The organism is Paraburkholderia eburnea (assembly GCF_002917095.1).
Taxonomy (GTDB): Bacteria; Pseudomonadota; Gammaproteobacteria; order Burkholderiales; family Burkholderiaceae; genus Paraburkholderia; species Paraburkholderia eburnea.
In genome coordinates this window covers 39,932-65,364 of the sequence record NZ_PQGA01000013.1, presented here as the reverse complement: position 1 = coordinate 65,364, position 25,433 = coordinate 39,932, and the positions used below count along the sequence as shown (strand labels likewise).

The window sequence follows — 25,433 nt, the reverse complement described above, 5'->3', positions numbered from 1 at the left end:
ACTGCTCAGAACTCGATGGGATACGGTGCGAGTTCGCCGCTCTCATAACGCTGCGGCAGGTTCGGCGTGGCGTTTTCCCAGACCAGCAGCATCGAGCGCTTGGTCGAGTAGCCCTGATGCCGGATATCGGCGGGCATCGCGCAGATGTCGCCGGCACGCATGGTGACGCGAGCCCGCGGCGCGCCGGTGTTCTTGTCGCCGATATCCCAGACGATTTCGTCGGAGAGCTGCAGGAACCATTCGACACGGTCGTTGCCGTGGAAGACCGGCAGGATGAATTCTTCGGTCGTCGGACAGAACAGGCTGAGGCCGCACACAGACGTCACCGACGGATTCCACGTCACATCCGAACGCGAGAGGTATTTGAAGAGGTTGAACGCATGAAGCTCGCCCTCGAAGCCCGGTTCGACATGCACTTCCGGCTCGTCTTGCGCGACGTCGAGGAATGCGCGATTGACCGGCAGGTCGTCACGCAGCGGCGAGTCGCCTTCCAGACCCGGCATACGGCGCGTCGCGATGCGCGTGCGTTCGATGGCCGCGTCGTTCTCGCCATGCTTGCGGCCGAACGCCGAGCCGGTTTCTTCCGGAGCGGCGAACGGGTCGAAGCCTTCGTTCGTCCAGTCGTGCAACATGGCCTTGAACGTTGCCATGATGGTCGGCGTTTCGAACGTCTCGGTGTAATCGACGCCCGCTTCCTTCAGGATGCCGTTGAACGTGCCTGCGTACACATCGACCTTTCCATAGTGGTTGCGCGTGCCGAACACGTGGTCGAAATTAACCCAGCCATAGAAGAAGCCCCACGCCACGTCCCGCATCATCGCGCGCAGGAAAGCGTCTGCGGGCACAGCATGCGTACGGGTCTGGCCTTTTGCCGGCCAGCTGATTTTCACGAAGTATTCATCGCGCTGGAACTCAAATTCGCCGAGATGGAAGCGGCGGTAGCCGGTAACGGCATCGGGCTCAGTGGAGCGCACCATATCTGCCGCAAAATCTACGGGATGGTCGAGGGTGTCGAAGGTGTCGAGGGTGGCCATAGCTTGTCTCCTGGGATATTCAAATGGTCGCTGCAGATAGCGTCAGTGCAGGCAGATATCTGCCCATTTCTCCACGGACAGCTCACCGAGAATGGTCTGCACCAGCGCGACACCCGGTTTGCCTGCGACAAAGCGATACGCGCAGCCCGCGGGCAGCAGGGCCTGATGCCCCTTGCGCAGAACGACGCGGCCCATCTTGCGACCAGCGGGCTGCGCGCCGGCGCTCACGGTGCCGCGCCCGGTCTTCGGGGGAGTGTCGAGCTTGATGAATTCGATCTGAACTTCGCCATCCATCTGGATGGTGAATTCGTCGTGGGCACATGCGAACCATTGCGACTCGCCTTCGGTGCGCAGCACTTCGATGACGTATTCGAGATTCTTGCCAGCGACGACCTTTTCGTAGGGTGCCGATCTGGAGGCCACCTCGAAGACATTCGAGAAGGCGTAGTGATGAGCGCTTCCGCTCGTGATTTCGATGTCGCCTTTTTTATAGCTATCGAGCGAGCCAAAGACGGTATGGAATGCCGTGTCGGTCATTGCTGTCTCCTGTGTTGAACTGCTAGTTAAGTTCAACTTTAGGGGCAAGGAACGGCAGCAACAACCTGGCAGAGAGCGACTACGGCATTTGCGATTCCCGAATAATCCACTGCCTGATTCGCGGCTTACCTCACCCAGCCGCGCTCAAGCAACGGCACATCCCACGACGGCTCACTGCCGATATATTCGGCGAGGAATTCAACGAGTGCTTTCACCTTTAGCGCCTGACGCTGCGTTGCGGGATAAACAGCAGCAAAGCTCAGTGGCGAGAGGTCGTAATCCGTCAAGATAGGCACCAGTGTGCCCTTCACCAGCGCATCGCTCGCAACCAGGGTGGGCAGGCACACCACGCCGCCGCCCGTCAGCGCGTAGTCTTTTAGCAGATGTACTGAATTCGAGCGAATCATGCCCGGCAGTTCCATCTCAACAACCTCGTTGCCGTGCGTCATCGTCCAGCGATTTCGAGAGGGATATCCGGAATAAAGCGCAGTTGTGTGCTGCAGCAAGTCACGCGGATGCTGTGGCGCACCATGCTCCTCGATATAGGCTGGCGACGCGCAGAATAGACGCCGAACGGTAAATAGCCGACGTTCGATGAGCGATTCGGAAATTGGCGGGAAAATCTGGAAGGCGATATCGAAGCCCTCTTCGACTGGATCGACAACGCGGTCATTCACGATGACATCGAGCTGGATGCCTGGATAGCGTCGATTGAATTCGGCCAGCGGCGCGCCGAAATGTCCAAGCGCGAACCCTGGAAGCATCTGGATGCGCAAGCGCCCTGTCGGCGTCGCGCGAAGCTCGCGCATCTGGTCGGTCAATTCGTTGACGCGGCCTACGACCTCGGCACACTCGCGATAAAAGGCCTCGCCGACCTCGGATAGCCGGACGTGGCGCGTGCTGCGATGGAAGAGTGGCGCGTTCACGAACTTCTCGAGTTGCTGGATGCGGTTCGTCACCACCGAACTCGTCACACCCAGTTGTCTCGCCGCCTCGGCAAAGCTGCTTGCCTCCGCCACTCTCACGAATGCCTCGATGCTCAGAAACCGGTCCATACCGCGCCCTTCCCGTCAGCAAAATGACAGTTTATATGGACCGGACTTCTCACTGCGTCATGCATAAGACGTCACACCGTCACTAAATTGTTGTCAATCGCACATAGAGCGCACGAGTATGCGTTTGTCCTGCTGATTGCACCTGTAGCAGCCGCATTCACGTCTGAATTACCGGGGCTGCTCTCCTGCCGTGAGTTCGGGTTGCAGGACCGAACGGCGTTGCAGCACGGCCGGCGCGGTCTCCTTCAAAAGCATACTGACCGCGATGCCCAGGATGACGGCGCACATCGGCAACCACAGAATATTCTGGATACCGAAGTGAGCAGCGACATAGCCTCCCATCGCCGGCGCAACGCCGCCGCCGAAGATTTCGCCTACGCCAACCACTGCGCCAATTGACGTCGAGACGAGTCCGATGGGAGCAGCCTCGGTCGCCACCGGTCCGGACAACAGCGAAACCAGGCCGAGCGTGAAGAACGACGCGACAAAGAGCACTGCGAATAGTGCAAGCGGTTGAGGTCCAAGACCGCGAAAAATATAGAGCATCGCCGTGGTCCCGGCGAAGCCCACGATGCTTGCCGGGCGGCGGCCGATGAGGTCTGAAAGACCGGGCAAACCGAATTGCCCCAGAAAGCCGCCGAAGCCGATAGCCGAGACAACAAGGCCCATTTTCTGGGTATCGAGCGACAGGTAGCTCGTTAGATAAAGCGGCAGCAGCGCGCCGAGAACAAACACACCCGTCATCGCGCAGCACAACGCAAGCATAGCGACCAGAATGTTCCGGCTCTTGAGCACATGACCGAGGGACGCCGGTGCGTGCTCCGAAGCAACCTCCTTCACAACCTTCGGCTCACGGATGACGAAGAACATAATCGCGCCGAGAATCAGGCCGGGGACAGCCACGAGAGCGAACACCCAACGCCACGTCACGAAATTGAGGAGCTGTGTGGCGATGATGGGCGACAGTGCCAACCCAAACAGTGCGAAGCCGCTCTGCTGCAGGCCAAGGTTCAGGCCGCGGCGACGCGGATGCGACGCGTCAGCCGTTGCGGCGAAACTCGTCGGGCAGAACGAGCCCTCTGCGACGCCCATCAAGCCGCGAATGGCAATGAGGCCAAGGAGCCCGCCGGCGAGTCCAGAGAAGCCTGAGAGCAGCGAGAAAACAATGATTGCAGGAATGAGAACCTTCCTGCGGCCAATCTTGTCCGAAATGCCGCCCATCAGGGCCGCGAAGACACCCCACGACAGGCCAAGCACGCCGATACAGTTGCCTACGTCCTGTGCTGTGAGGTTGAGGTCCTTCATGATTGAAGGAAACAGCGGTGCGATGAGCCAACGGTCGAGGCCGACAAGGCCGAAACCCAAGGCCAGCAGCGTCACGGCCTTCCATTCGTAGGAGGTATCCCACTCGTTTGCTTTCATTTCCGTCTCCATAACCATTGGTTCGTTGTGCATGCGCCGGGAGCGCCACACCTGGGCCAATGCCGATGTTTTTTTATGTGCGAAGTCATTCGCGAGGTGTGGTCGACCGCCTCTTCAGTGCGAGGCGCGCTGAAGTCACCCAGTCGACGGCACAAAGATAGGTGCAAGGCCCACTATTGCGGTATGGAAGAACCAGCGAACGCGACATTCGCGAAACGCGAATAATCTCCGCGCGTAACCGAAAGGCGTTCCCTGGAAAGCACGGCTAGACGGGATTCGGGGCGAAATGAACGTTGAATTATCATGCCCAGGGGAATCCCTCGTAGACACTACAGGGAGAGCGCGGCGGTACGCTTTTCCCTGCCAAGGGCGTGGGTCATGCCTACCAGCAGATCCTCGTCGATACCTGCTCGAAGGTGGCGTTCGCCAAACTCTACGACTGCAAGACACCGCTGCCCGCAGCCGATGTACTCCATGATCGCGTCGTACCGTTCTTCGACAGCTACAGCATCCCGATTACCTGTCAGGTGCAGTCCAGGCTAATACAGTTCGCGACGGGCGAGAGGGATATCATCAGTCATGGCCCATCAAGGAGAAGAGATCTTGAAAGAGAAGGCATTGAGCGAAGCCGTCATCGAAACGACGGCGTCCGTCAACGCGATCGTCTGCGACGATGGGCTGAAACGCCCGCCGTGGGCAGTCAGCAATGCCTTGCTGCGCGAGTACTACGATTCGGAATGGGGGATGCCTGTCCGCGACGAGCGCGGACTGTTCGAGCGCATCAGCCTCGAAGCGTTTCAATCCGGTCTGTCCTGGCTGATCGTTCTGCAAAAGCGCGACGCATTGCGCGAGGCCTTCAGTAATTTCGAACCGGATGTCGTCGCGAAGTTTGACGCCAGTGATATCGAGCGCCTGCTTGCAGATACGGGCATCATCCGGAACCGGGCAAAAATCGACGCGACGATCAACAATGCCCAGGCAGTCATTGAATTGCGCAGCGACGGCGGACTGGCGGAATTCATCTGGTCATTTAAACCCTCGGCCACGCCCGCGCCGCGCACGCTGGAGGAAATCCCCACGACGTCTGTTGAATCCATTGCGTTGAGCAAGGCGCTACGCAAACGCGGCTTCAAATTCGTCGGACCCACCACGATGTTTGCGCTCATGGAGGCCGCGGGTATCGTGGATACACACCTGGTCGATAGTCATCGGCGTGGAAGTTCGGGCGTGTGGACGACATGAAATCGCGGCCCGGGGCGTGCGGCGTAAAATCTTCCGCACTCCCATCAAACGACTGCGCCTGCAGTCCGCCGCCATGCCATTGACCGCGCCGCTGTCCGGATTGCTGCCGTTCTCACTGCCCGCTCGCCTGTTCCTTGTAGCCGCACTGTCGATCGTTATAGCGGGCTGTCAGGCCATGCCGAGCGCCGCGCCGGCGCACATCGACGTCCACGCACAACCCAACGGGATCGCCGTTCGGCCGAACGACGGCGCGATCTTTATCACCGACGATCGTGCTAACGCGATTCTCTGGTCACGCGACCACGCGACGTTCGCCCCCTACGCCAGCGTACCCGTCGTGCCAGGGCAGCCGAACAGCCTCGGTCAGGTCGCCGTCGTGCCGTCTGGAGCGCTGCTGGTCGCGCGCTTCGGATTCGGCGATAGAGGAGCACTGTTTATTTCGATGTCGCCCGGCGACGCGCAGCCGCTCACCGGCCTTGCGCCCGAGCGGCGCAGGCTGGGTCTGGCCTCGATAGGGCCGGGCCGCGTACTGTCGAGCTGGTTCGTGAAGGCAGCGAGCGAACCCCTGATAGGCGGGGTTAGCCTGGTGAGCTATGACTCGGCGACGCACGCTGCCAGCGAGCGCGACCTGATCGCTGGCCTCACCAAACCCGTCGGCATTGCCGTATCCGGCGATGCCCTTCTGGTCGCCGATCAGGACAGAAACACGATCCTGAGCTTCGGTCTGGCGGACTCGCTTGCCGCTCGAACACCGGTCGCCGCCAGTAGCGGCACGGTCTTCGCACGGGTCGAGCACCCCGATCTGCTCGCGGTCGACCAGACTGGCACGCTCTACACGAAATGCGGCGCGGCGGGGTTTTGCCGCATCGCTACGGACGGTACAGTTACTCCCGTAGCGGACGGCTTCCAGAATGCAAGAGGCGTCGCTGTGGACGACGTACATCACGCGCTATATATCGTCGATCGCGCCAGGCCGTCTTCCGCAACAGGCAGCGCGATCCGTGTCCTGCCGCTTCCAGACACGATTGCGCCGCCCCGGTGACACGTTGACATCACAATCCGGTCGCGCCCGATAGTCACCCTGCCCGGCGCGGCCACGAACCGCGCTTGACGATTGCCCAATAAAGCCAGCCGATTAACACCAGCACCACCGCGCCAAACATCGTCGGGAGTACCAGGAAAGACCAGCCTGGCTGCGCGAAAAAGATAATGACCGGATTGCTGCCGGCAGGCGGATGAACCGTTCGCGTCAGCATCATCAGCATCAATGCAGACGCTGCGGCAATCGCCATGGACACATATCCTGGGCCAAACGCATGCAAACAGATCAAACCTGTCAATGACGTCAGGACGTGCCCGCCTATGATGTTGCGCGGCTGGGAAAACGGGCTGGAGGGAAAACCAAACAGCAAAACACAGGTGGCCCCGAACGAACCAAGAATCCACGGTTCCGAGGTCTCTTGAGCCAGCATGCCCACGAGAGCCAATGCAACGAATGCCCCCAGGCCGGCAAGCAGAACGCTGCCGGCATGGGTGCGCCACGTCGAGGCCCCGTTGGCGCCAGCGGAAGCGGCGGACGGGGAAGTCATGAATGTCAGGCCACCTTGAAGCGGGCCGCTTCTTCCGAACCCTTGGTCGCGTTACCGGCACTGTACGAGTGCGCGCCAACCCCGGCGAGCTTGCCGCCCTGCACGATCAGATATTCATCGCGGATCGGGCGGCCTTCGAAATAGCATTCGAGAATTTCACGCGTTCCCGCTGCGTAGCGCGCCTGCGCAGAGAGGCTCGTGCCGGAGATATGAGGCGTCATCCCCTGATGCGGCATGCTGCGCCACGGATGATCCGCCGGCGCGGGCTGCGGAAACCAGACGTCGCCGCCGTAGCCGGCCAGCTGACCGCTTTTCAGCGCTTCGACAACCGCGTCGCGATCGCACAGCTTGCCGCGAGCGGTATTGATCAGATAAGCGCCGCGCTTGAAATTCTTCAAGGTCGCCGCATTGATCATGTGCTCGGTTTCGGGATGCAGCGGGCAGTTGAGCGTCACCACGTCGCATACCTTCGTCAGGCTTTCGAGGCTCGAGTGATACGTCAGATTGAGCTCCTTCTCCACCGACTCCGGCAGACGGTGACGATCGAGGTAGTGCAGCTTCATGTCGAACGGCTTGAGCAGGCGCAGAACGCGCAGGCCGATGCGGCCGGCCGCGACGGTGCCGACGTGCATGCCTTCGACGTCATACGAGCGCTCAACACAGTCCGCAATGTTCCAGCCGCCTTGATTTGCTATGTTATGCGAAGGAATATAGTTACGCACCAGGGCGAGTGTGGTCATCACGACGTGTTCGGCCACGCTATTACTGTTGCAATAAGTCACTTCCGCCACGGTGATGCCACGGTCCATGGCTGCCTGCAGATCGGTGTGGTCCGAACCAATGCCGGCGGTGACGATCATCTTGAGTTTCGGCGCCTTGGCGATGCGCTCGGCCGTCATGTAGGCGGGCCAGAACGGCTGCGAAATCACAATTTCGGCGTCGTGCAGTTCGCGGTCAAGAACGCTATCGGCGCCATCCTTGCTCGAAGTCACCACCAGTTGATGGTCGTTCGACTCCAGATACTTGCGCAGGCCCAGTTCGCCCGAGACACAACCCAGCAGATGGCCCGGCGTGAAATCGATTGCCCTGGGCGTCGGCGTGGTCTGCCCATCGGGATAGCGCGTGATTTCAGGAAGGGTGTCACGGGCGTACTGCTTCGGCATACCGTTGACCGGATCGTCATACAGCACACAAACAATTTTTGCCACGATATTTGTCTCCACTCTGATGGGCGAGGAACCGGGGCTCTTGGTGCCGCCGGCTGTACGATCGCGCTGCATGCGACCGATCGACGGACAGAGTGTCAACGACAACTGCAATCGTAATCCAATCGTTTCGACGTATCACCTGATAAACAAGACTTATGAAGCGTCTGTTGACGCTTCGGCAAGCGTGCGCGGTGAATCCAGAAACGCGTCGAAACTGGACTGCAGATCGAGATGGTTCGCGGCCTTCCATAAGGCCGCGACAAGCGGCGGGCGAGATGGAAGATCGCGGGCAATCAGACCGATCTCACGCGTGAGTTCCGGTTCGAGCGCAGTCACTGCATCCCGCTGGGTGCTGTTCATGACGCTTAGCACGCTATGCGGCAGTACGGTGTGAAGCCCGGCATGCTGCACGTTGGAAATCAACGTCAGCAACGAATCGGCTTCGAGAACGACTTTGGGCTGGACGCCTGCACGACGGAAGGCCGCATTGATCACCTGCCGGTTCTGCATTGAGGAATCCAGAAGACCGAACTTCAGGTCACCCAGCGCGTCCCAGCGGCCCACGCCGGAGCACACGCTTTCCCCCGCGCCCGATGGCGAGACGAGCACATACCGTTCACGATAAAGCGAAAGCACTTCGAAACCGGCCTGCGTGTGATCGTCGAGATAGGTGAAGCCGATGTCGAGTTCATAGTCGTCGAGCTGTCGCAGGATCGCATCCGAACTCAGCGAGCGCACCGCGAAGCTCAGCATGGGATGCGCCTCCCGACAGGTCGCGATGAGCATGCTCACGACCGGCATCGTCGTGGGAATGACGCCGATCCTGACCGTGCCGCTCAGCAGGTTCGAAGCCGAGACGTCCTGCCTCATATGATCGAGCGCCGCGATGGTCTGACGTGCCCAACCCAGCACCCGCTCACCCTCCTCGGTGAGGCCGAGAAAGCGGCGACCGCGCCTGACGATCACGAGGCCCAGTTCGTTCTCGAGACTGCGTATTGCGGACGAAAGGGCCGGTTGCGTGACGTTGCAAAGCTCAGCCGCGCGCGCGAAATGCTGCTCCTTTGCCAACGTAACCAGGTAGTTGAGTTGACGGATGAACATCGCATGTCTCCAGATCTGGAGGGCGGCACGCTTCACATGAGGAGGTGCCCGCATGTGCCGCCACGCATGTGTCGTCCTCTGCATGCAACATTCACGATGGTTCGACGCACCGTGGTGATCGAACACATGACACGCTCGCGAGGTTCCGCCCTCGTTATGTTCGTTGATATATTACGCTAACTTCACGCAGAACATGCGGTCTGTCAACGATTGGAGATGTCGTCGAACAGGTGCCCCGGATATGTCTGGGGCTTTGATAAACGGCCGCAGCTTCGTCTTTTTGCATTGTCCGCATTGAATACGACTGGAATCCAATCGGTCCGGCCTCGCCAGTGAGCGAGCGAAAGCCGTATCCGGCACGCTTGCACGCGCGGCGGGTCTCCGATGGCAAAATAGCGCCGTAGGCTGAGGGCACATTTGACCGGCCTCCCGGTTGCCTCCACCTGAATCGAAGAGGAACAAAAATTGCTCGCGCGGTTCGATACTCTTGCGTATGCCCCTTGGCGGATTTCATGTCTCAGGCACCGACGCGCCTCCTGACAACACGATGATTCCACTCCAAAGCCCTGGCGTATTCCTTCCTGGCGTGCTCCTCGTCCTGGTGATGCCAGGCCCGACCAATACGCTGCTTGCCACGGCCGGACTGGCAAGCGGATTTCGCCGGTCCGCCCGGCTTACCCTCGCTGAATCCTGCGGATATTTAATCGCGATTTCCTTTTGGGGTATGAGCCTCGCCACGCTCGGCCAGAGCTTGCCCTGGCTTCCCGTTGTGATCCGCGCTGGAAGCGCGCTTTACATCGCTTATCTTGCGATGCGCTTGTGGAATGCGAAGCTGGAACTCGCCGACGGCGCACACAATGTGATCGATATGCGGGACCTGTTTTTCGCAACATTGCTGAACCCGAAGGCGATTCTGTTCGGCGGCACGATTTTTCCCAAAGCCGCCTTCGCGAGCGGCGTGCCCTGGCTCGAAGCCATGGGTTTGTTTCTCGCCGTCGTGTTTCCGGTCGGGCTGCTTTGGATTGGCATCGGTGCGCGACTCGGCGCCGGTCGCGCAGGAAGCCTGATGCCGACATATCTGTTCCGCAGCGCTTCACTCATCCTCGGTGCTTTTTCGATAACGGTCGCTCTATCGGCCTTGCGTTGAATAGCGGAAACCATGAATACGCCATCTTTGGAAGCCAGTGCAATGAACGCATCGCAAAGCCATTCGAGCCGGCCCGACGTGCTGATTATCGGCGGCGGCCCTGCGGGGGCGACGGCGGCGGCCTTACTGGCGATGAAAGGACGCGACGTTGTCCTCGTGGAAAAGGAAGCGCATCCGCGCTTTCATATCGGCGAGAGTCTGCTCCCGCGTAACCTCGACATTTTCGAGCGACTCGGCGTGCTGGAACAGGTCCGGGAGATCGGTGTCCATAAGCCAGGCGCGGAGTTCGTCTCGGACCGCACGGGCCGTAGTTGCGCGTTCCCATTCCATAACGCGCTCAATCGCGACCGTACGCACGCCTGGCAAGTACGGCGTGCGGACTTCGACGCCTTGTTGTTCAAAAACGCCGGCGCGCGCGGGGCCAGGTGTTTTGAGCGTACCCGTGTCACGAACGTCAAACTGGACAGCGCCGGAGGACGCCATATCGTGTCCACGCAGGACGAATCGGGGAGCACCCGTGAATGGTATCCGCGCTACGTACTCGACGCTTCGGGACGCGATACGTTTCTCGCCTCGCGGATGAAGGTCAAAACCTCGAACAAGTACAACAACACGGCGGCCGTTTATGCGCATTTCACCGGCGTAACGCGTCGGGAAGGTGAGCTTGCGGGCTACATCAGCATTCATCTTGCGGAGGATGGCTGGTTCTGGCTGATCCCACTACCCGGCGACACGATGAGCATTGGATTCGTTGGCAATCAATCAGCCTGGAAGGAGCGCACGGGGACGCCCACTGACCTGCTGACCGGGCGTATCGCTTCGAGCCCCACCGTCGCAGCCCGCGTGCAAGGCGCGCAGCGCGTATCGGAGGTCTATAGCACGGCCAATTACAGCTATCGCGCACGCGAGGGAAACGGCGACGGCTTTCTGATGATTGGCGATGCTTATGGTTTTGTCGATCCGATGTTCTCGACAGGCGTATTGATGGCGATGACCGGCGGAGAACTCGGTGCCGAGGCTGCCCACGTCTGGCTCGACGATCCGGCGCGAGGCAAGAAGCTTGCGCGGTCGGCCAACGAGGAATTGTCGGAAGCGATGGACCGGATTAGCTGGCTGATTTATCGCGTGAATGATCCTGTTATGCGTACGCTTTTTATGGCGCCGTCCAATCGCTTTTGGATGCGGGACGGCATCGTCAATCTGCTGGCAGGAAACCTGCGAGGTAGCTGGCGCGCCGCATTCCCGGTGATGTGCTTTAAAGCGGTGTATCACGTGCTATCGGCGCTACATCGCCGTGGGATCGAGATTTCGCTGCCGGAGACGGAGATGCCATCGGCTGGAAATTGACCTCGCGCAGCGACGCGGCCGCCTGTTGCCCCATGAGACCACCGGCCTTGCAGGCGCGTGGAGTTGATCGCAGAGTCAATCAAGGCACGACCTTGTCGAATTCCTCATAAACGCGGTTGAGCCAGACCTTGACCCGTTGGCGTTCGAGCATACCAAGACCGGTGCTCGCACGATCCGGATGATTTGCAGCGGCCCAAAAGCTCAAATTCCTTTGGTCGATTTTCTGCATTGTCGTGTCGGGAAGATGGCGCAGCGAAACGAACTTTGCACCAAGCGCTTCCGCGCGCTGACGTTGACCTGAGCTTTCCAGCAATTCGAAGCGCTCGCCCCGGATTTCGTTCATCACGATCACGAGGCGTAACTTGCCGCCGAACTGATCGAGCCATTGCCGCAACAGATCGACTGAATCGCGTCCCGCGTCCATGACCTGCCACCACGTAAGTCCAATATCGCTTTCCTGCGCAATACCGGGCACGTCGGCGTCATCGAACCACTTCGACACCGATTGCCGGGTCTGGGCCGCCAGGTCGACAAGGATACGGCGCTCGGGCTGTTCGAGAGCGTGTTCGATGACCGGGTCGAGACTGTCGTGGTCGTCAAGCGGCGCTGGCGCGGTGAAATCAGCGTAATAACGCAGTAGCGCACCGTGCGAGCGATCCGTGTCAACGCCAAGAAACGGCAAATCACGGTCGATGAAATACTGCGCCAAAACGCGGGCGACGAGCGATTTTCCCACCCCGCCTTTCTCGCCGCCAATAAAGTGCACTGAGCTCATGTACTCGATTCCTCGTTATCCTGGTGGATCTGCGATGCAAGCGCGCGATGCAGTCTGCACATAGACTATCCGGGCAAAATTAACGCAGGCGATTCTTTGATTCTTTTTTCCCGCCTCGGGCGCAGCGCGCGCCGAGCGGGGGATCGTGCATCTTGCCAGACGATTATGACGGGACGATCAAATCGGCAGCCTTGGGATCGAGTACGAACTGAAAGCCTTATAAGATAAATTTCAGGCTGAAATGGGGCGATCAGGGAGGTTTGCCGTCGGGCAGCGGGCGGCCGTTTCGCGATCGTCAGAACATGTGACGCACGCCGGCCATCACGCCAACCTGGCCTTGCCCAGCCGCAGGCGTCGTGCCTCCGCCACCGGCGCTCACGGAAAACGCCGCGTGTGCGCTGTTCGCCAGATACGCGCACTGCAGATAAACGGCGGTGCGTTTCGAGAGAAAATACGTGCCGCGCAGAACCCCCAGCGTCGCGCGAGCGTCCTGGCCCGATACGGTGGTGTGGTAGACCCCGGCGTCAACGGAAACAGCCGGCGTGAAGTAGTAGTTCGCGGTGAGATAGAGAAGATTCGAATGTACGTTCGGGCCGCCGGACGAATCCGTATCGACCCAACGGCCAATCCAGCCACCGCCGAACTTCACGCCATACAGGCTCACATAGCCGTTCACCTGGGCACGATCGTCCTTGTCGGCGTTCGACGTCAGGGTCAAAGGCTTGACCCCGTCGAAGAAGTTCGCGGCGGCAGTCGTGCCACCCCCTCGTTGTTCCTCATAGGACGCCGCCGCGCCGAACCACGTCGAGTCGTACTTGAGCATCGCCGACCACAGACGGCATTCGGTCATGTCGCCGGGCGTTTGACCGGCGCACGTACCCTGTCCCGGCGAATTGCCGGTGCCCGCCGAATCCCTGCCAAACGAGTACATGGCGCCCACCGTCAATCCGCCAAACTTGCCGCGCCACGCCACGGAATTGTCGGCGCGTCCATTGGGAATATAGGCATCGAGCGACGGCAAGCCGTAAATGTTCGGGCCGAGCAGGTCGGCGTCGAGCACGGCGAGGTAGGTCATGGTGTACTGGCGGCCGAACGACAGCGTGCCGTATGGACTTTCGATGCCAACCCAGCTTTGGCGGCCGAACAGGCGGCCGCCTTGCCCCATCGTACCGTTAGAGCCGTTGAAACCGTTCTCGAGAACAAAGAGCGCTTTATATCCGCCGCCAAGATCCTCTGTCCCGCGAATCCCCCAGCGGGACGGGAATTCGCCGGTGATGGACGGCATCCGGACGATACTTTTGCCCGCCGCATTGGCGTGCGAAACGTATTCGACACCCGTATCGATGATTCCGTAGAGGGACACGCTGCTTTGCGCAAAGCCGGTCGTTGCGAATCCGAGCAAAGCTCCGCCCACGAGATGGTGCAATCTCATACTGTCTCCGAACCTGATTGTGGTTACTTTTATTAATATGGATGACTAATGATTAGTCTCGACAAAACTTTCCGCTGAAGTATCTCCGTTATGGAATCGTTCTGTGTCGCCTCTTCTGGATGGCCTGGCAACCTGTTTGCGCTGATAGTAGAGATTGCCTGAGCGGCGGTCCAACACCAATTCGGTATCGACTCGATACCCACAGGGTATGAAGCGGGATACGCAAAAAAAGCCGACATGGAGTCGGCTCGCGCAAATCAAGGCGGCGTGCGCGGGTCGATCACGTTTTGATCGTCACGCGCGCCGGCACCGTATCCAGCGTGAAGCTGAACGTCGCGCCGCGCTGCTCCCGCTCGACCAGTTCGATCCGGCTGCGATGCAGTTGCAGCATTCGTTGCACGATCAACAATCCCAGACCGCCCTGGCGCCGGACATCGCTTGAACTGAATGCGCGCCGGAACAGGCTCGCGCGAAGCTCGGGCGGTATTCCCGGCCCGGTGTCGCTGACCACGACGCCGACCTTGTCGCCCTCGCGCGCAAGCTCGACGCTGACTTCGCCGCCGTCCGGCGAATGCCGGATCGCATTGTCGAGCAGATTGGTCAGCACGCGCTCGATCATGCCCAGATCGGCGCATACCGCAGGCAAATGCGGCGGGATTTCGGCCTGCAAGCGGATATGCCGGGCCTGCGCGGCAAGCTCGAACTTCTGGAACACATCCTGCACGACATCCGCGAGCGGAAATGTCTCGAGCGTGAGCTGTACGTTCTCGTGCTCCAGGCGCGCAAGCTCGAACAGCGATTGCGCGAGGCGTCCCACCTTCGCGCTTTGTGCGAGCGCAATCGCCAGATAGCGACGGCGCTCGGCCTCCTCCAGCGTATCGTCCTTCAAGGACAGCGTTTCCAGATAACCGTGCAGCGACGTCAACGGCGTGCGCAGATCGTGCGAGATGTTCGCGAAGAGTTCGCGCCGCTCCTGGTCCTGCCGTTTGAGTTCGCGCCACTGCAAGCCGATGCGATCGGCCATCTGCGCAAACGTGCGTTCGAGAATGGCAATTTCATCGCGCGTTCCCGTGTGCGCCGCCGAGCGGCTGAGCGCAAGCGGCGCCGGTTCCGATCCTGCACGAATCGACGCGTCGAAGCGGCTCACGGTGTCGGTCAGGCGCCGTAGTGGCCGCGTGACGAGGCCAAATGCGATCAGGCCGGCAATCAAACCGAGCGACGCGACGACGGCCATCAAGCCGAGTGTGGTCCGCAACACCGTGCTTTCGGCGAGCCGCGAGGCCAGCGCGTCACGTGCCTCTCCGATCAGGACAACGTAGATATAGCCGGCTGGCTGGCCGTCGGCGCCAGGAACCATGGCGGCGCTGAACACCTTGCGGGCATCCACGCTACGCGGATCGTCGCCCAGAATCGGCAAAGGATCATTGGCCAGAAAGCGCCGGACCGGCTGCAAGTCGACTTGCGTGCGCCGGATGTGCCCCGGCGGCGCATCGTCGCCCGTGATGCGCCCGTTTGCGTCGAGCAGATAAACCTCGACGCTGGGGTTGACCGCCATCAGTTGTCCGAATAATGTGCGCAGCGCCGCTGGTTTGGGACCATCTGAACCCATCAGCGCCGAGTTACGGGCGATATGGGACGCCAGGTCATGCGAGAGCACCTGGATGACTTCCTGATCGTGCAGATCCGACGCCCGTATCTGCAGCCACGCCGACGCTCCGCAGCATGCGAGCAACAACACCGAAAACACGATGGATACCCGTTGCGTCAATGACAGTCTCACGACGCCTCTCCTTTCGCATCGTCACGCGCGGCATTGCCCGATGCCGCCGGCGCGAGCGGGTCGAACTTGTAGCCGCGCCCCCACACGGTCAGGATGCGCACGGGCTGCGCCGGGTCGGCTTCGATCTTGGTGCGCAGGCGGTTGATGTGCGTGTTGACCGTGTGCTCGTAGCCTTCGTGCTGGTAGCCCCAGACCGCATTGAGCAATTCCATGCGCGAGAACACCTTGCCCGGGTGGCGCGCGAAGTGATACAGCAGGTCGAATTCGCGTGGCGTCAGCTCGATGCGCTTGCCATCGACTTGCGCTTCGCGGGTAACCGGGTCAATCGAAAAACCGCCGAGCATCAGCGTGCCGCCCTCCAGCCGCAGATCCTTCGCCATCGCTTCGACCCGGCGCAGAAGCGCCTTCACGCGCGCGACGAGTTCGAGCACCGAAAAAGGCTTCGCGAGGTAATCGTCGGCGCCGAGTTCGAGTCCCAGAATGCGGTGCACTTCGCTTGAGCGCGCGCTCGTGATGATGATCGGCGTATAGCGCGTCATGGCGCGCGCGCGGCGGCAGATTTCAAGGCCATCGACGCCCGGCAGCATCAGGTCGAGAATCAAGGCGTCCCAGCGGCCCTGTTCCAGCAGCCGCAACCCTTGCGCGCCATCGGCGCTGTGGACGACCTCATAGTTTTCGTCGCGCAGATGCAGCATGAGCACGTTGGCGATATCCACGTCGTCCTCGACGATTAGCACGCGTTTGGTCTGGTCCATGTGTCGTTCAGGCATGAGGTACGCGAAGCGATAAAGCGCCCCGGATTGAAGCGCCCATTGTGCAGAGTTTTCCGCGAGCGGGTTATCACAATTAATTTTACTTTCCGTGAGGACTTCGATATCGGCCGCCGCCTAAGCTTCACGTAAAGGATGCGCGCCGCCCCAATCCGCTGGGCGGCGCTGCATCGCACAAGGAGAGCACGATGGATATCCGTAGACGGCTTCTGTTGTCCGGCGGCGGCGCGCTCGCCGTCATGGCGGCGCTCGGCCAGTGGCGCGCGAAGGCGGCCCAGGCCAGCGGCGGCGATGCGGGAACGGCCGGAGCAAGCGGGGCGGCCGAACATTTCGCCATCGTCCACACCGACGCCGAATGGCGCAAGCTGCTGACGCCGGCCCAGTACGAAGTGCTCAGGAACGCGGGGACAGAGCGCCCCTTCACGAGCCCGCTCAACGACGAACACCGCCCCGGCACGTTTGCCTGCGCAGGCTGCGGGACGAATCTGTTCGCCTCTAAAACCAAATTCGATAGCGGCACTGGCTGGCCGAGCTTTTACGCGCCCCTTCAGCATGCGGTGGTCGAGCACGAGGACACCTCATTCGGCATGGTGCGCACCGAAGTGCATTGCGAGCGTTGCGGCGGCCATCTCGGCCACGTGTTCGATGACGGTCCAAAGCCGACGGGCCTGCGCTATTGCATGAACGGCATCGCCATGACGTTCAGGCACGGCACGGCCTGAACGCCTCGAATCCGGACCTCTCTACCCGACACCACCATGCTACTCATCGTCCTGGCGTATCTCGGCGGCGTGCTCACCATCTTGAGCCCCTGCATCCTGCCCGTGCTGCCCTTCGTCTTCGCGCGCGCCGATCAGCCCTTCGTGCGCTCGGGCCTGCCGCTGCTCGGCGGCATGGCCGCTACGTTCGCACTGGTCGCGACGCTCGCCGCCGTCGGCGGAGGCTGGGTCGCCCAGGCCAACCAGTATGGCCGCTGGCTCGCCATCGTCCTGCTCGCCGTGTTCGGCCTGACGCTCCTGATGCCCCGTTTCGCCGACCGCATCATGCAACCGCTCGTGAATGCCGGCAACCGCCTTTCGAACGCGGCGCAGCACGACGGGGCGCCCGGCATCGGCTCGTCGTTTCTGCTTGGCATCGCCACGGGGCTGCTCTGGGCGCCTTGCGCCGGCCCGATTCTCGGCCTCGTCCTGACGGGCGCGGCGCTCAAGGGAGCGAGCGTCAGCACGACGCTGCTGTTGCTGGCCTACGCGGCGGGCGCGGCGACCTCGCTGGCCGTCGCGCTGCTGCTGGGCGGGCGAGTCTTCGCGGCGATGAAGCGCTCGCTGGGCGCGGGCGAATGGATCCGGCGCGGCATTGGCGTGGCGATGCTGGCCGGTGTCGCCGCTATCGCGCTGGGGCTGGATACGGGCTTCCTCACGCGCGTTTCGACGGTCGCGACGGGCGGTCTGGAACAACATCTCGTCGATGCGTTCGCGCCGTCGCGGCACCCCGACCTGGCGATGAGCGGCTCCGCCCATATCGTGAAATCGACGAGCGCGCCCGAGGACACGACGAACGCCATGTCGGCGAACGGCGGCGCCATGATGCGCACCTCGGACGCGATGCGGGCCGCAACGAAGCCGACGCTCCCGGTGCTCGGTCCGTTGCCGCCGCTTTCGGGGGCCGTGCAATGGCTGAATTCTCCGCCGCTCACGGACGAATCGCTGCGCGGCAAAGTCGTGATCGTCGACTTCTGGACGTACTCGTGCATCAACTGCCTGCGCTCGCTGCCCTACGTCAAGGCGTGGGCGCGCAAGTACCAGGACAAGGGACTGGTCGTGATTGGCGTGCATGCCCCCGAGTTCGCCTTCGAACGCAACATCGACAACGTCCGCAAGGCTGTCCACGACCTCGGCGTCGATTATCCCGTGGCGATCGACAACAACTACGCGATCTGGCGCGCGTTCGACAACGAGTATTGGCCCGCTCACTATTTTGCCGATGCAAAAGGGCAAATCCGCTATGAACACTTTGGCGAGGGCGAGTACGACCAGTCCGAACGCGTGATTCAGCAACTGCTCGTGGAAGCGGGCCACCCGGAAGCGGCGGATGTCCCGCTCGGCCTCGGCGGCACGACAGAGAGCGGCGTGCAGGTGCAGGCCGATAACGCCGATATGCGCTCGCCCGAAACCTATATCGGCTTTGAACGCGCCAAGGGATTCGCTTCGCCGGGCGGCGTCGCGCAGGACCGTGCCCACGACTATCGCGCGCCCTCGAATCCAGGGTTGAACCATTGGGGACTTTCAGGCGACTGGAGCGTCAGCGCCGAACACGCGACGCTCGCAAGACCTGGCGGCGAAATCGTCTACCGCTTCCATGCACGAGACCTGCATCTGGTTCTGGGACCGCGACCAGACGGCAAGCCGGTGCGGTTTCGCGTGACGGTGGACGACAAGGCGCCGGGCGACGCGCACGGCAGCGATGTGATGCCGGACGGGACCGGCATGGTAACGGAACAACGGCTCTATCAACTCGTGCGCCAGCCCGGCGACGTGGCGGACCACACCTTCGCGATCCAATTTCTCGATCCTGGCGTACAGGCCTTTGCATTTACTTTCGGTTGAACCCACCCTATGGGCGCAATTCGCCCGATCAGCCCGACAAGGATGACATCGTGAATCCGATTTTTATCAAACCCCTGACCGCGACGATTCGCAGGCCCGCGCTGCCCGGCAAGATTGCGCGAATTGGCGCATTGGCCATCGTCATGGCGGTCGTGGCGCTCTGGCAGCGCAGCGCTCACTCCGATGAGCGGCCGGTGTCCATTCCGGCGCCGGTCCAGGACGAACATGCGAGCGGCGCCCATACGGAAACCGCCGTCGTTGCGGGGGGCTGTTTCTGGGGCGTCCAGGGCGTGTTCGAACACGTGCGCGGCGTCACGCAGGTCGCGTCCGGTTATACGGGGGGCGCGGCGGATACGGCCGAATACGAACGCGTGAGCGACGGCGATACCGGCCACGCGGAATCGGTGCGGATTACCTTCGACCCCGCCGTAATCAGCTACGGCAAGATCCTGCAGATTTTCTTCTCAGTCGCGCACAACCCGACGGAGCTGGACTATCAGGGCCCCGACCACGGCACGCAGTACCGTTCGGCGGTGGTCCCGATGAATCCGCAACAACGCAATGTGGCGCAGGCGTATATCGCGCAATTGCAGGGCGCGCATGTGTTTTCCGGTCCGATAGTTACGCGCGTCGAGTCTTTCAAGGGCTTCTATCCCGCGGAGAATTACCACCAGAACTTTCTCGCCCTTCACCCCGACTATCCGTATATCGCAATCAACGACATGCCGAAGGTCGAGGCATTGAAGACCTTGTTTCCTTCGATTTATCTGACCAGACCGGTATTGTTCCAGACCGCGGCCAATATGAAGCCGTAGTTCGGGATGGCGATACATCAAGGCGCGGCAGTCGAAATGCCACATGCGCGCGCAGTTCAGACGTGCGCCTGAGGCGCCGATCAATCGATCGAGATGCGTGAAGGTAATGCCGACGTCGCCCGCGATCGACAACACGATAACCGCATAAAACTGGCGGGCCAGCGAGAACGGGCGGCGCCAGTGCGTGACGAAGGCGGCAAAGCCATGTCCGCCTTCGGCGCACCGTAGCCAGTCGGAAGAGCTAGCGCACTCTGCGCGCTGCGCGTGATCTCACGGGGCGATCCAGCTTTGCGACCAGCGCTCCCCTTCGCGGCGATAAAGCGCGCGTTCGTGGTGATCGTTGTTCGAATGCTCCAGCCATTCGAGGCTTTCTATATGCACCTTCACGACGCAGAAATTGTCGAAGCCCTTTTGCTCGCCCGCTATGGCGGAGCCTGAGCCAAAAGCCTGGTCAGGAGAGTCGATCGGCGTACCCGGCGCGAGCGCGGTGCGATACACCGTCAGCGTGTGATCTGGACTCGACTTCCACGCCTCCAGACGCTCAGGGCCGCTGCGTATTATTTCGGCTTTTCCCTTCGCCCTGATCTGGAGATTGCGAACGGGATCCACGCCAACGAGCGCGATGCGCGGCTCCCGGCTCAACTCGGCGATCTTCGGCGAACGCAGATCCGTATGAAAAATGATCTCGCTCTGCGGCTCGCTGACCCGGCGCAGCACCACCGTGCGAACGTTCGGCGACCCATCGAGGCCGATCGTCGCCGCTTGCATCGTCTTGAAGGGCTGGTTTTTCCCGGCTGCCGCGCGGTCAAGACAATCCCATATCCGCGAATAAATCTCAGCAAGATCCATTGTTCTTCTCCTCAGTGCTTCGGGAAGCCGGCACGGGCGCGGGCTTTGTAAACGGATTTTACAAGCAGCCGGGTAAGCCGCGCGTCGCCTTCCGCCACGCCCTCGTGCCCGATCGGTATAGGCAGGCGGAACCGCCAGCGTAATGGCCGCGCTTCACGCCTGCCTGCGTCCCGCCTGCGCCCGGATCGCCGCGACAAAATCCTCATTACGCCACGCCTCGCGCAGCGCGCGGCTCATCAACGCCTGCTGGCTTTCAGGCGCGAGGCCCCCCGACGGCGGATCGCTGTCGAGATTCGTGGGAAACGGATAACCCTCGGCGCACGAAGCGATCACGGCGTCGATTTCCGCGAGCGTCAAATCGTCATGTGCCATGCGCTCCAGCAGCACGGGATAGAGCGCTTCGCACATCGCGACGCGATCGAGCGACTCCATCGCCCGCCCATACGCCGACGAAACCTGCAACAGATTCGCCATGCGCTGCACGTCGGCTGTGCGGTTTTCACCCGCCGCGTGAAAGAGCGCGGGATTGAAGAAAATCACGTCGCCTTTTTCCAGCGGCAATTGCCGCTGATGCGCTTCGAAGTAATCGCGGAAGTCCTGACGCCGCCACGCAAGATACCCCGGCGCGTAGCGCTGCGAAAACGGCAGCAGCTTCGTCGGCCCGCTTTCGACCGGCATATCGCCATGCGCCACCGCGCCTTGCAGCGTCAGGAACGGCGACATCGCATGCACCTGCGCGGGATAGCGCTGCGCCTGCTCGACCGTCTGGAACCCTAAGTGATAATCGCGATGCGCCTGTTGCGCCGCGCCGCCTGGCCGCACGACATTGACCTGCGCGGTCATCTGATAACACGGGCCAAGCCACGCCTCGGATGCAGCCACCAGAAACGGATTGGCGTAGTAGCGCGCGAACACCTCCGGCGCACGCAGACAGAGCTTTTGCTGCGCATTCCAGATGCGGTCGTTCGCCCCCGCCTTCGCGAAGTGATCGGCCGCCGCGCCGCCAGCCGCGCGCTCGTCGTGGATGATCGCTTCGAACACGGCGCTCGCCGCGTCGATCGTCGCGGTATCGGTATAAGCGCGCTTGAGCACGAAGACGCCCGCGCCCTGTTCGAGCACGTCGGCCCATTCTTCCTGCAAGGCCATGCGGCGCACGGCGTCGCCCAGTACGCGATCCAGGCTCGGGCAATCGTAAATCGGCACATGATGGCGGACGCTGTGAGCATACGCCGTGCGCACCGTATCGCGATCGCGCTCCAACACGGCGACGAAATCGTGCAGCGAGCAATCCTCTTCGCGATAGTGCCGATGCGGCTTCATGGCGTCTCCTGGTTTTGTTCTGGCTACGTTGTGGTGGCCAGAACGAAGATAGCGCCGTTCGAGCGCCTTGCGGGAAGCCGAACACATCAGGAATCCCTCAAATGCCGCCAACGCCGCAAATATCCGCGCTGCTGCGCTCGTTTTTGCATCAACTGCTGCCTGGAAGGCGTCTTGAGCCGCGCTACCATTGGCCTTCCCCGCAGTCACCCCGCCGTCACCATGTATCGCTACAACGAATTCGACAAGGCCTTCGTGGCGAGCCGCGCCGCGCAATTCCGCGACCAGATCGGGCGCTGGCAGCGCGGCACGCTCAGCGAGGACGCTTTCCGCCCCCTGCGCCTGCAAAACGGCTGGTACGTCCAGCGCCACGCTCCCATGCTGCGCGTCGCGGTCCCCTATGGCGAACTGTCGAGCGCGCAATTGCGCGTGCTCGCGCGCATCGCGCGCGAATACGACGCGCCACATGCCGAGGTCTACCGCAACGCGCTCGACGCGCAGCGCAAGCTGGGCACCACGCATCTGCCCACCCACCACGCGCACTTCACGACGCGCACCAACGTGCAGTTCAACTGGATTCCGCTCGAAAAGGCGGCCGACGTGATGGACCTGCTCGCCACCGTCGATATGCACGGCATCCAGACGAGCGGCAATTGCATCCGCAATATCTCCTGTGACGAGCGCGCGGGCGTCGCACCCGACGAGATCGCGGACCCGCGCCCGTTCGCGGAAATCATGCGCCAGTGGACCACACTGCATCCCGAGTTCGCGTATCTGCCGCGCAAGTTCAAGATCGCGATCAGCGGCGCCGCCGAGGACCGCGCGGCCACCGACTGGCACGACGTGGGCCTGCGCCTCGTGCGCGACGCGCAGGGCGAACTGGGCTTTCGCGTGGCGGTGGGCGGCGGCATGGGACGCACGCCGCTTATCGGCGTGGTGCTGCGCGACTTCCTGCCGTGGCGGCAGATCATGAATTACATCGAAGCCGTCGTGCGCGTCTACAACCAGTTCGGCCGTCGCGACAACAAGTACAAGGCGCGCATCAAGATCCTCGTGAAGACCGAGGGACAGCGCTTTATCGATGAAGTCGAGGAAGAATTCCGCCAGATCGTCGAGTGCGATGGCGGCCCGCACACCTTGCCCGACAGCGAGCTTGAACGCGTGAGCGCATATTTTCAGGTGCCCGCACAGGCTGGTTCGCGGCGTCCCGCCGATCCTCGCGCCGCAGCCGAAGCACAAGCGCTGGCCGCACGCACGCCGCAATTCGCGCGCTGGCTCGCGCGCAACGTCGCGGCGCATCGCGAGCCGTCGTTGCGCATCGTCACGCTGTCGTTCAAGCGCCTGTTGCAGGCGCCGGGCGATGCGTCCGCCGGGCAGCTCGAACGCGTCGCCGATCTCGCGGACCGGTTTTCAGCGGGCGAGGCGCGCGTCACGCACACGCAGAACATCGTGCTGCCGTGGGTCCATGCCGACGACCTGCCCGCGCTCTGGCAAGCGGCGGTCGCCGCACAACTCGCCAGCGCCAACGTGCATCTGCTCACCGACATGATCGCGTGCCCCGGCGGCGACTTCTGCGCGCTCGCCAACGCGCGTTCGCTGCCTATCGCGCAACGCATCATGGAGCGCTACCAGGATCTCGACGAACTCGACGATATCGGCGAAATCGACCTGCATATCAGCGGCTGCATCAACTCGTGCGGCCATCATCACAGCGGCCACATCGGCATTCTCGGCGTCGACAAGGATGGCGCGGAGTGGTATCAGATCACGCTGGGCGGCGCGGACGGCTCCACGCGCAGCGGCGACGCGCGGCCCGGCAAGGTGATCGGCCCGTCGTTCGCGGCGCATGAAGTGTGCGACGCCGTCGAAGCGCTGCTCACGCGCTATCTCGCGCTGCGCGAACCGTGTGGCGCGCGCAACGAAACCTTTATCGAAACGGTCCGGCGCGTCGGGCCGGAGCCATTCAAGGCGGCGGCGGACAGCGTGCGCGCAACGGCGGAGGAAGTCGCATGATGAAGCAACGCATCCGTCTTTTGAGCGCGCACGATCACACGCCCGATTCGCAGGACGCCGTTCTATCCCTGCCCAACGACGCCGATCCGCTTGCGCATGCACTGGAAATCGCGAGCGCGGCACGCGTGGAACTGCACTTCCCCACCTTCACCGACGGACGCGCGTTCAGCCAGGCCTGGCTCGTGCGGCGACGTCTGGGCTTCAGGGGCGATTTGCGCGCGACCGGCGATGTGCTCGCCGATCAACTGCTGCAAATGGAGCGCACCGGTTTCTCCAGCGCGGTGCTTCAGGAAGGCGTCGATCGCGACGAAGCCGAGCGCCAGCTCGAACGCTTCGCATCGTTCTATCAGGCCGATGTGCTGAGAGAGGCGCCCTGGCGCGGGACCATCAGCGCCGATACGAGCACACCACACCGCGAATAACGTCGATCCGCCCATTTCCCATGGCGTGTGAAGGTTGCTCGCGCATCATGCAGCCGCCGTGGCCCATTTCACAAACACCTTGCCGGCTTCGCGCAGCACCGCTTCGCGCTCGTCCATGCTCATGCCCGGCGCGTCGTAGTACGCCGCCACCAGCAGCGGCGCGCGGCCAGGCGGGCGCACCAGCGCGTAGTCGTTGGTCTGCTCTTCGACGCTCGTGCCGGGACGATCCGCCGCCAGCCAGCCCGCCGGCAACACCGCGCGCAGACGGTTGAGCCCCGGCTTGCAGTCGATCATCCAGCGCTCCAGTAGCTCGCGCGATGCCAGGCGCAGCACGTCGCCCAGCAATGTCGCGCGCGCGGCGGTGGCGATCGCGCGCGGCGTCGTGGTGTCGAGCACGCCGCTGTATCGGTTCGAATCCGGCTCGTAGCGGTCCGAGCGCGTCACGTCATCGCCGATCCCGCGCATGAATTGCGTGAGCGCGGCGGGACCGCCCGCGCCGCGCATCAAAAGAATCGCGGCGGTGTTGTCGCTTTGCTCGATGATCGCCTGGCAGAGCGTGTGGACCGGCAGCGCGCCGCGCGCCACGTTGGCCTTCGTGACGGGCGACGTGAAAATAAGATCCTGCGCCGTGTAATGCACGAGACGATCGAGCCGCTCCTTGCCCGCGTCGACGCGCGCGAGCACCTGCGCCGCGAGCATACCCTTGAACGTACTGCACATCAGGAAGCGCTCGTCGGCGCGATGTTCCAGCGTGTGGCCCGTGCCTGTGTCGATGGCGTAGACGCCCAGCCGTCCGCCATGACGTCGCTCGATATCGGTCAGTGGCGAGGTGTCCTGCGCGAAAACATCCGGCGCGATGAACGCGCCCGCCAGCATGGGTAGGCCGATCATCAGTTTGCGGCGGGTATGCGAATGGGTCACTGACTTTTCCTGATCAAGTGGGCAAGTTTGCAAGCTGAGCGCCGGATATGGTCA

Annotated in this window: 23 protein-coding genes and 1 pseudogene; 10 read left to right on the top strand and 14 right to left on the bottom strand. The window is 62.1% G+C overall.

The annotated features are described in order from the left end of the window. Positions 1 to 5: 5 nt before the first annotated feature. The 4 genes from B0G62_RS21200 to B0G62_RS21185 form a co-directional block, all read right to left on the bottom strand. Positions 6 to 1,034 (bottom strand): hydroxyquinol 1,2-dioxygenase, encoded by a 1,029-nt coding sequence (locus B0G62_RS21200; protein WP_103706170.1) that lies wholly within the window; start codon positions 1,032 to 1,034, stop codon positions 6 to 8. Positions 1,035 to 1,076: 42 nt separating this feature from the next. Then, positions 1,077 to 1,571: a cupin domain-containing protein gene (locus B0G62_RS21195; protein WP_103706169.1), complete on the bottom strand. Its 495-nt coding sequence runs from the start codon at positions 1,569 to 1,571 to the stop codon at positions 1,077 to 1,079. A gap of 125 nt (positions 1,572 to 1,696) precedes the next feature. Beyond that, positions 1,697 to 2,626, bottom strand: a complete 930-nt coding sequence (locus tag B0G62_RS21190; protein ID WP_103706168.1) for a LysR family transcriptional regulator — start codon at positions 2,624 to 2,626, stop codon at positions 1,697 to 1,699. Positions 2,627 to 2,794: 168 nt separating this feature from the next. Next, positions 2,795 to 4,048: an MFS transporter gene (locus tag B0G62_RS21185; RefSeq protein WP_103706266.1), complete on the bottom strand. Its 1,254-nt coding sequence runs from the start codon at positions 4,046 to 4,048 to the stop codon at positions 2,795 to 2,797. Between the two features lie 365 nt (positions 4,049 to 4,413). On the opposite strand from B0G62_RS21185, the pseudogene B0G62_RS32295 reads away from it, so the two are divergent. From B0G62_RS32295 to B0G62_RS21170, 3 genes and pseudogenes are all read left to right on the top strand, one after another. Beyond that, positions 4,414 to 4,566: pseudogene (locus tag B0G62_RS32295) on the top strand (IS481 family transposase); the annotation flags it as partial. An 85-nt stretch (positions 4,567 to 4,651) separates the two neighbouring features. Next, positions 4,652 to 5,290, top strand: a complete 639-nt coding sequence (locus tag B0G62_RS21175; RefSeq protein WP_244193327.1) for a DNA-3-methyladenine glycosylase I — start codon at positions 4,652 to 4,654, stop codon at positions 5,288 to 5,290. A gap of 73 nt (positions 5,291 to 5,363) precedes the next feature. Continuing rightward, on the top strand, positions 5,364 to 6,332 hold the full coding sequence (locus tag B0G62_RS21170; RefSeq protein WP_103706265.1) for an NHL repeat-containing protein: 969 nt from the start codon (positions 5,364 to 5,366) through the stop codon (positions 6,330 to 6,332). Between the two features lie 34 nt (positions 6,333 to 6,366). Here the strand turns inward: B0G62_RS21170 and B0G62_RS21165 are convergent, their stop codons facing one another. The 3 genes from B0G62_RS21165 to B0G62_RS21155 form a co-directional block, all read right to left on the bottom strand. Beyond that, complete coding sequence (locus tag B0G62_RS21165) at positions 6,367 to 6,879, bottom strand: HPP family protein (RefSeq protein ID WP_103706166.1); 513 nt, start codon at positions 6,877 to 6,879, stop codon at positions 6,367 to 6,369. Positions 6,880 to 6,884: 5 nt separating this feature from the next. Then, the gene (locus tag B0G62_RS21160; RefSeq protein ID WP_103706264.1) at positions 6,885 to 8,087 is read right to left on the bottom strand and encodes an NAD-dependent formate dehydrogenase; all 1,203 of its coding nucleotides are present in this window, start codon (positions 8,085 to 8,087) and stop codon (positions 6,885 to 6,887) included. Positions 8,088 to 8,240: 153 nt separating this feature from the next. Continuing rightward, complete coding sequence (locus B0G62_RS21155) at positions 8,241 to 9,224, bottom strand: LysR family transcriptional regulator (RefSeq protein ID WP_244193326.1); 984 nt, start codon at positions 9,222 to 9,224, stop codon at positions 8,241 to 8,243. A gap of 511 nt (positions 9,225 to 9,735) precedes the next feature. On the opposite strand from B0G62_RS21155, the gene B0G62_RS21150 reads away from it, so the two are divergent. After that, entirely contained in the window at positions 9,736 to 10,335 is a 600-nt protein-coding gene (locus tag B0G62_RS21150; protein WP_103706164.1) for a LysE family translocator, read from the top strand. A 42-nt stretch (positions 10,336 to 10,377) separates the two neighbouring features. Next, positions 10,378 to 11,682: an NAD(P)/FAD-dependent oxidoreductase gene (locus B0G62_RS21145; RefSeq protein ID WP_103706163.1), complete on the top strand. Its 1,305-nt coding sequence runs from the start codon at positions 10,378 to 10,380 to the stop codon at positions 11,680 to 11,682. A 79-nt stretch (positions 11,683 to 11,761) separates the two neighbouring features. Here B0G62_RS21145 and B0G62_RS21140 read toward each other — a convergent pair whose 3' ends face one another. The 4 genes from B0G62_RS21140 to B0G62_RS21125 form a co-directional block, all read right to left on the bottom strand. Beyond that, positions 11,762 to 12,457 carry a P-loop NTPase family protein gene (locus B0G62_RS21140; protein WP_103706162.1) on the bottom strand — a complete coding sequence of 232 codons (696 nt, stop codon included), beginning with the start codon at positions 12,455 to 12,457 and terminating at the stop codon, positions 11,762 to 11,764. A gap of 295 nt (positions 12,458 to 12,752) precedes the next feature. Beyond that, positions 12,753 to 13,889, bottom strand: a complete 1,137-nt coding sequence (locus tag B0G62_RS21135; protein WP_103706161.1) for a porin — start codon at positions 13,887 to 13,889, stop codon at positions 12,753 to 12,755. Positions 13,890 to 14,169: 280 nt separating this feature from the next. Beyond that, a complete protein-coding gene (locus tag B0G62_RS21130; protein ID WP_103706160.1) occupies positions 14,170 to 15,669 on the bottom strand; it encodes a sensor histidine kinase in 1,500 nt (499 codons plus the stop codon). After that, entirely contained in the window at positions 15,666 to 16,424 is a 759-nt protein-coding gene (locus tag B0G62_RS21125; protein WP_103706159.1) for a response regulator transcription factor, read from the bottom strand. Before B0G62_RS21125 ends, B0G62_RS21130 begins: the two co-directional genes overlap by 4 nt. Positions 16,425 to 16,627: 203 nt before the next feature. Between B0G62_RS21125 and msrB the strand changes: the two genes are divergently transcribed. From msrB to msrA, 3 genes are all read left to right on the top strand, one after another. Then, a complete protein-coding gene (msrB, locus tag B0G62_RS21120; RefSeq protein WP_103706158.1) occupies positions 16,628 to 17,161 on the top strand; it encodes a peptide-methionine (R)-S-oxide reductase MsrB in 534 nt (177 codons plus the stop codon). Between the two features lie 36 nt (positions 17,162 to 17,197). Further along, positions 17,198 to 19,042: a cytochrome c biogenesis protein DipZ gene (locus B0G62_RS21115; RefSeq protein ID WP_103706157.1), complete on the top strand. Its 1,845-nt coding sequence runs from the start codon at positions 17,198 to 17,200 to the stop codon at positions 19,040 to 19,042. 143 nt (positions 19,043 to 19,185) lie between these two features. Continuing rightward, the gene (msrA, locus tag B0G62_RS21110; protein ID WP_103706263.1) at positions 19,186 to 19,857 is read left to right on the top strand and encodes a peptide-methionine (S)-S-oxide reductase MsrA; all 672 of its coding nucleotides are present in this window, start codon (positions 19,186 to 19,188) and stop codon (positions 19,855 to 19,857) included. 270 nt (positions 19,858 to 20,127) lie between these two features. On the opposite strand, the gene B0G62_RS21105 is transcribed toward msrA, so the two are convergent. Together B0G62_RS21105 and B0G62_RS21100 are read right to left on the bottom strand one after the other, a co-directional pair. Further along, positions 20,128 to 20,706, bottom strand: a complete 579-nt coding sequence (locus B0G62_RS21105; protein ID WP_103706156.1) for a pyridoxamine 5'-phosphate oxidase family protein — start codon at positions 20,704 to 20,706, stop codon at positions 20,128 to 20,130. A 153-nt stretch (positions 20,707 to 20,859) separates the two neighbouring features. Then, on the bottom strand, positions 20,860 to 22,026 hold the full coding sequence (locus B0G62_RS21100) for a phytanoyl-CoA dioxygenase family protein (protein WP_103706155.1): 1,167 nt from the start codon (positions 22,024 to 22,026) through the stop codon (positions 20,860 to 20,862). A 219-nt stretch (positions 22,027 to 22,245) separates the two neighbouring features. Between B0G62_RS21100 and B0G62_RS21095 the strand changes: the two genes are divergently transcribed. Next, positions 22,246 to 24,036 carry a nitrite/sulfite reductase gene (locus tag B0G62_RS21095; RefSeq protein ID WP_103706154.1) on the top strand — a complete coding sequence of 597 codons (1,791 nt, stop codon included), beginning with the start codon at positions 22,246 to 22,248 and terminating at the stop codon, positions 24,034 to 24,036. Then, positions 24,036 to 24,458 (top strand): DUF934 domain-containing protein, encoded by a 423-nt coding sequence (locus B0G62_RS21090; RefSeq protein ID WP_103706262.1) that lies wholly within the window; start codon positions 24,036 to 24,038, stop codon positions 24,456 to 24,458. The genes B0G62_RS21095 and B0G62_RS21090 overlap by 1 nt, the downstream gene beginning before the upstream one ends. 45 nt (positions 24,459 to 24,503) lie before the next feature. Here B0G62_RS21090 and bla read toward each other — a convergent pair whose 3' ends face one another. After that, on the bottom strand, positions 24,504 to 25,379 hold the full coding sequence (gene bla / locus B0G62_RS21085) for a class A beta-lactamase (protein ID WP_103706153.1): 876 nt from the start codon (positions 25,377 to 25,379) through the stop codon (positions 24,504 to 24,506). Positions 25,380 to 25,433: the final 54 nt, after the last annotated feature.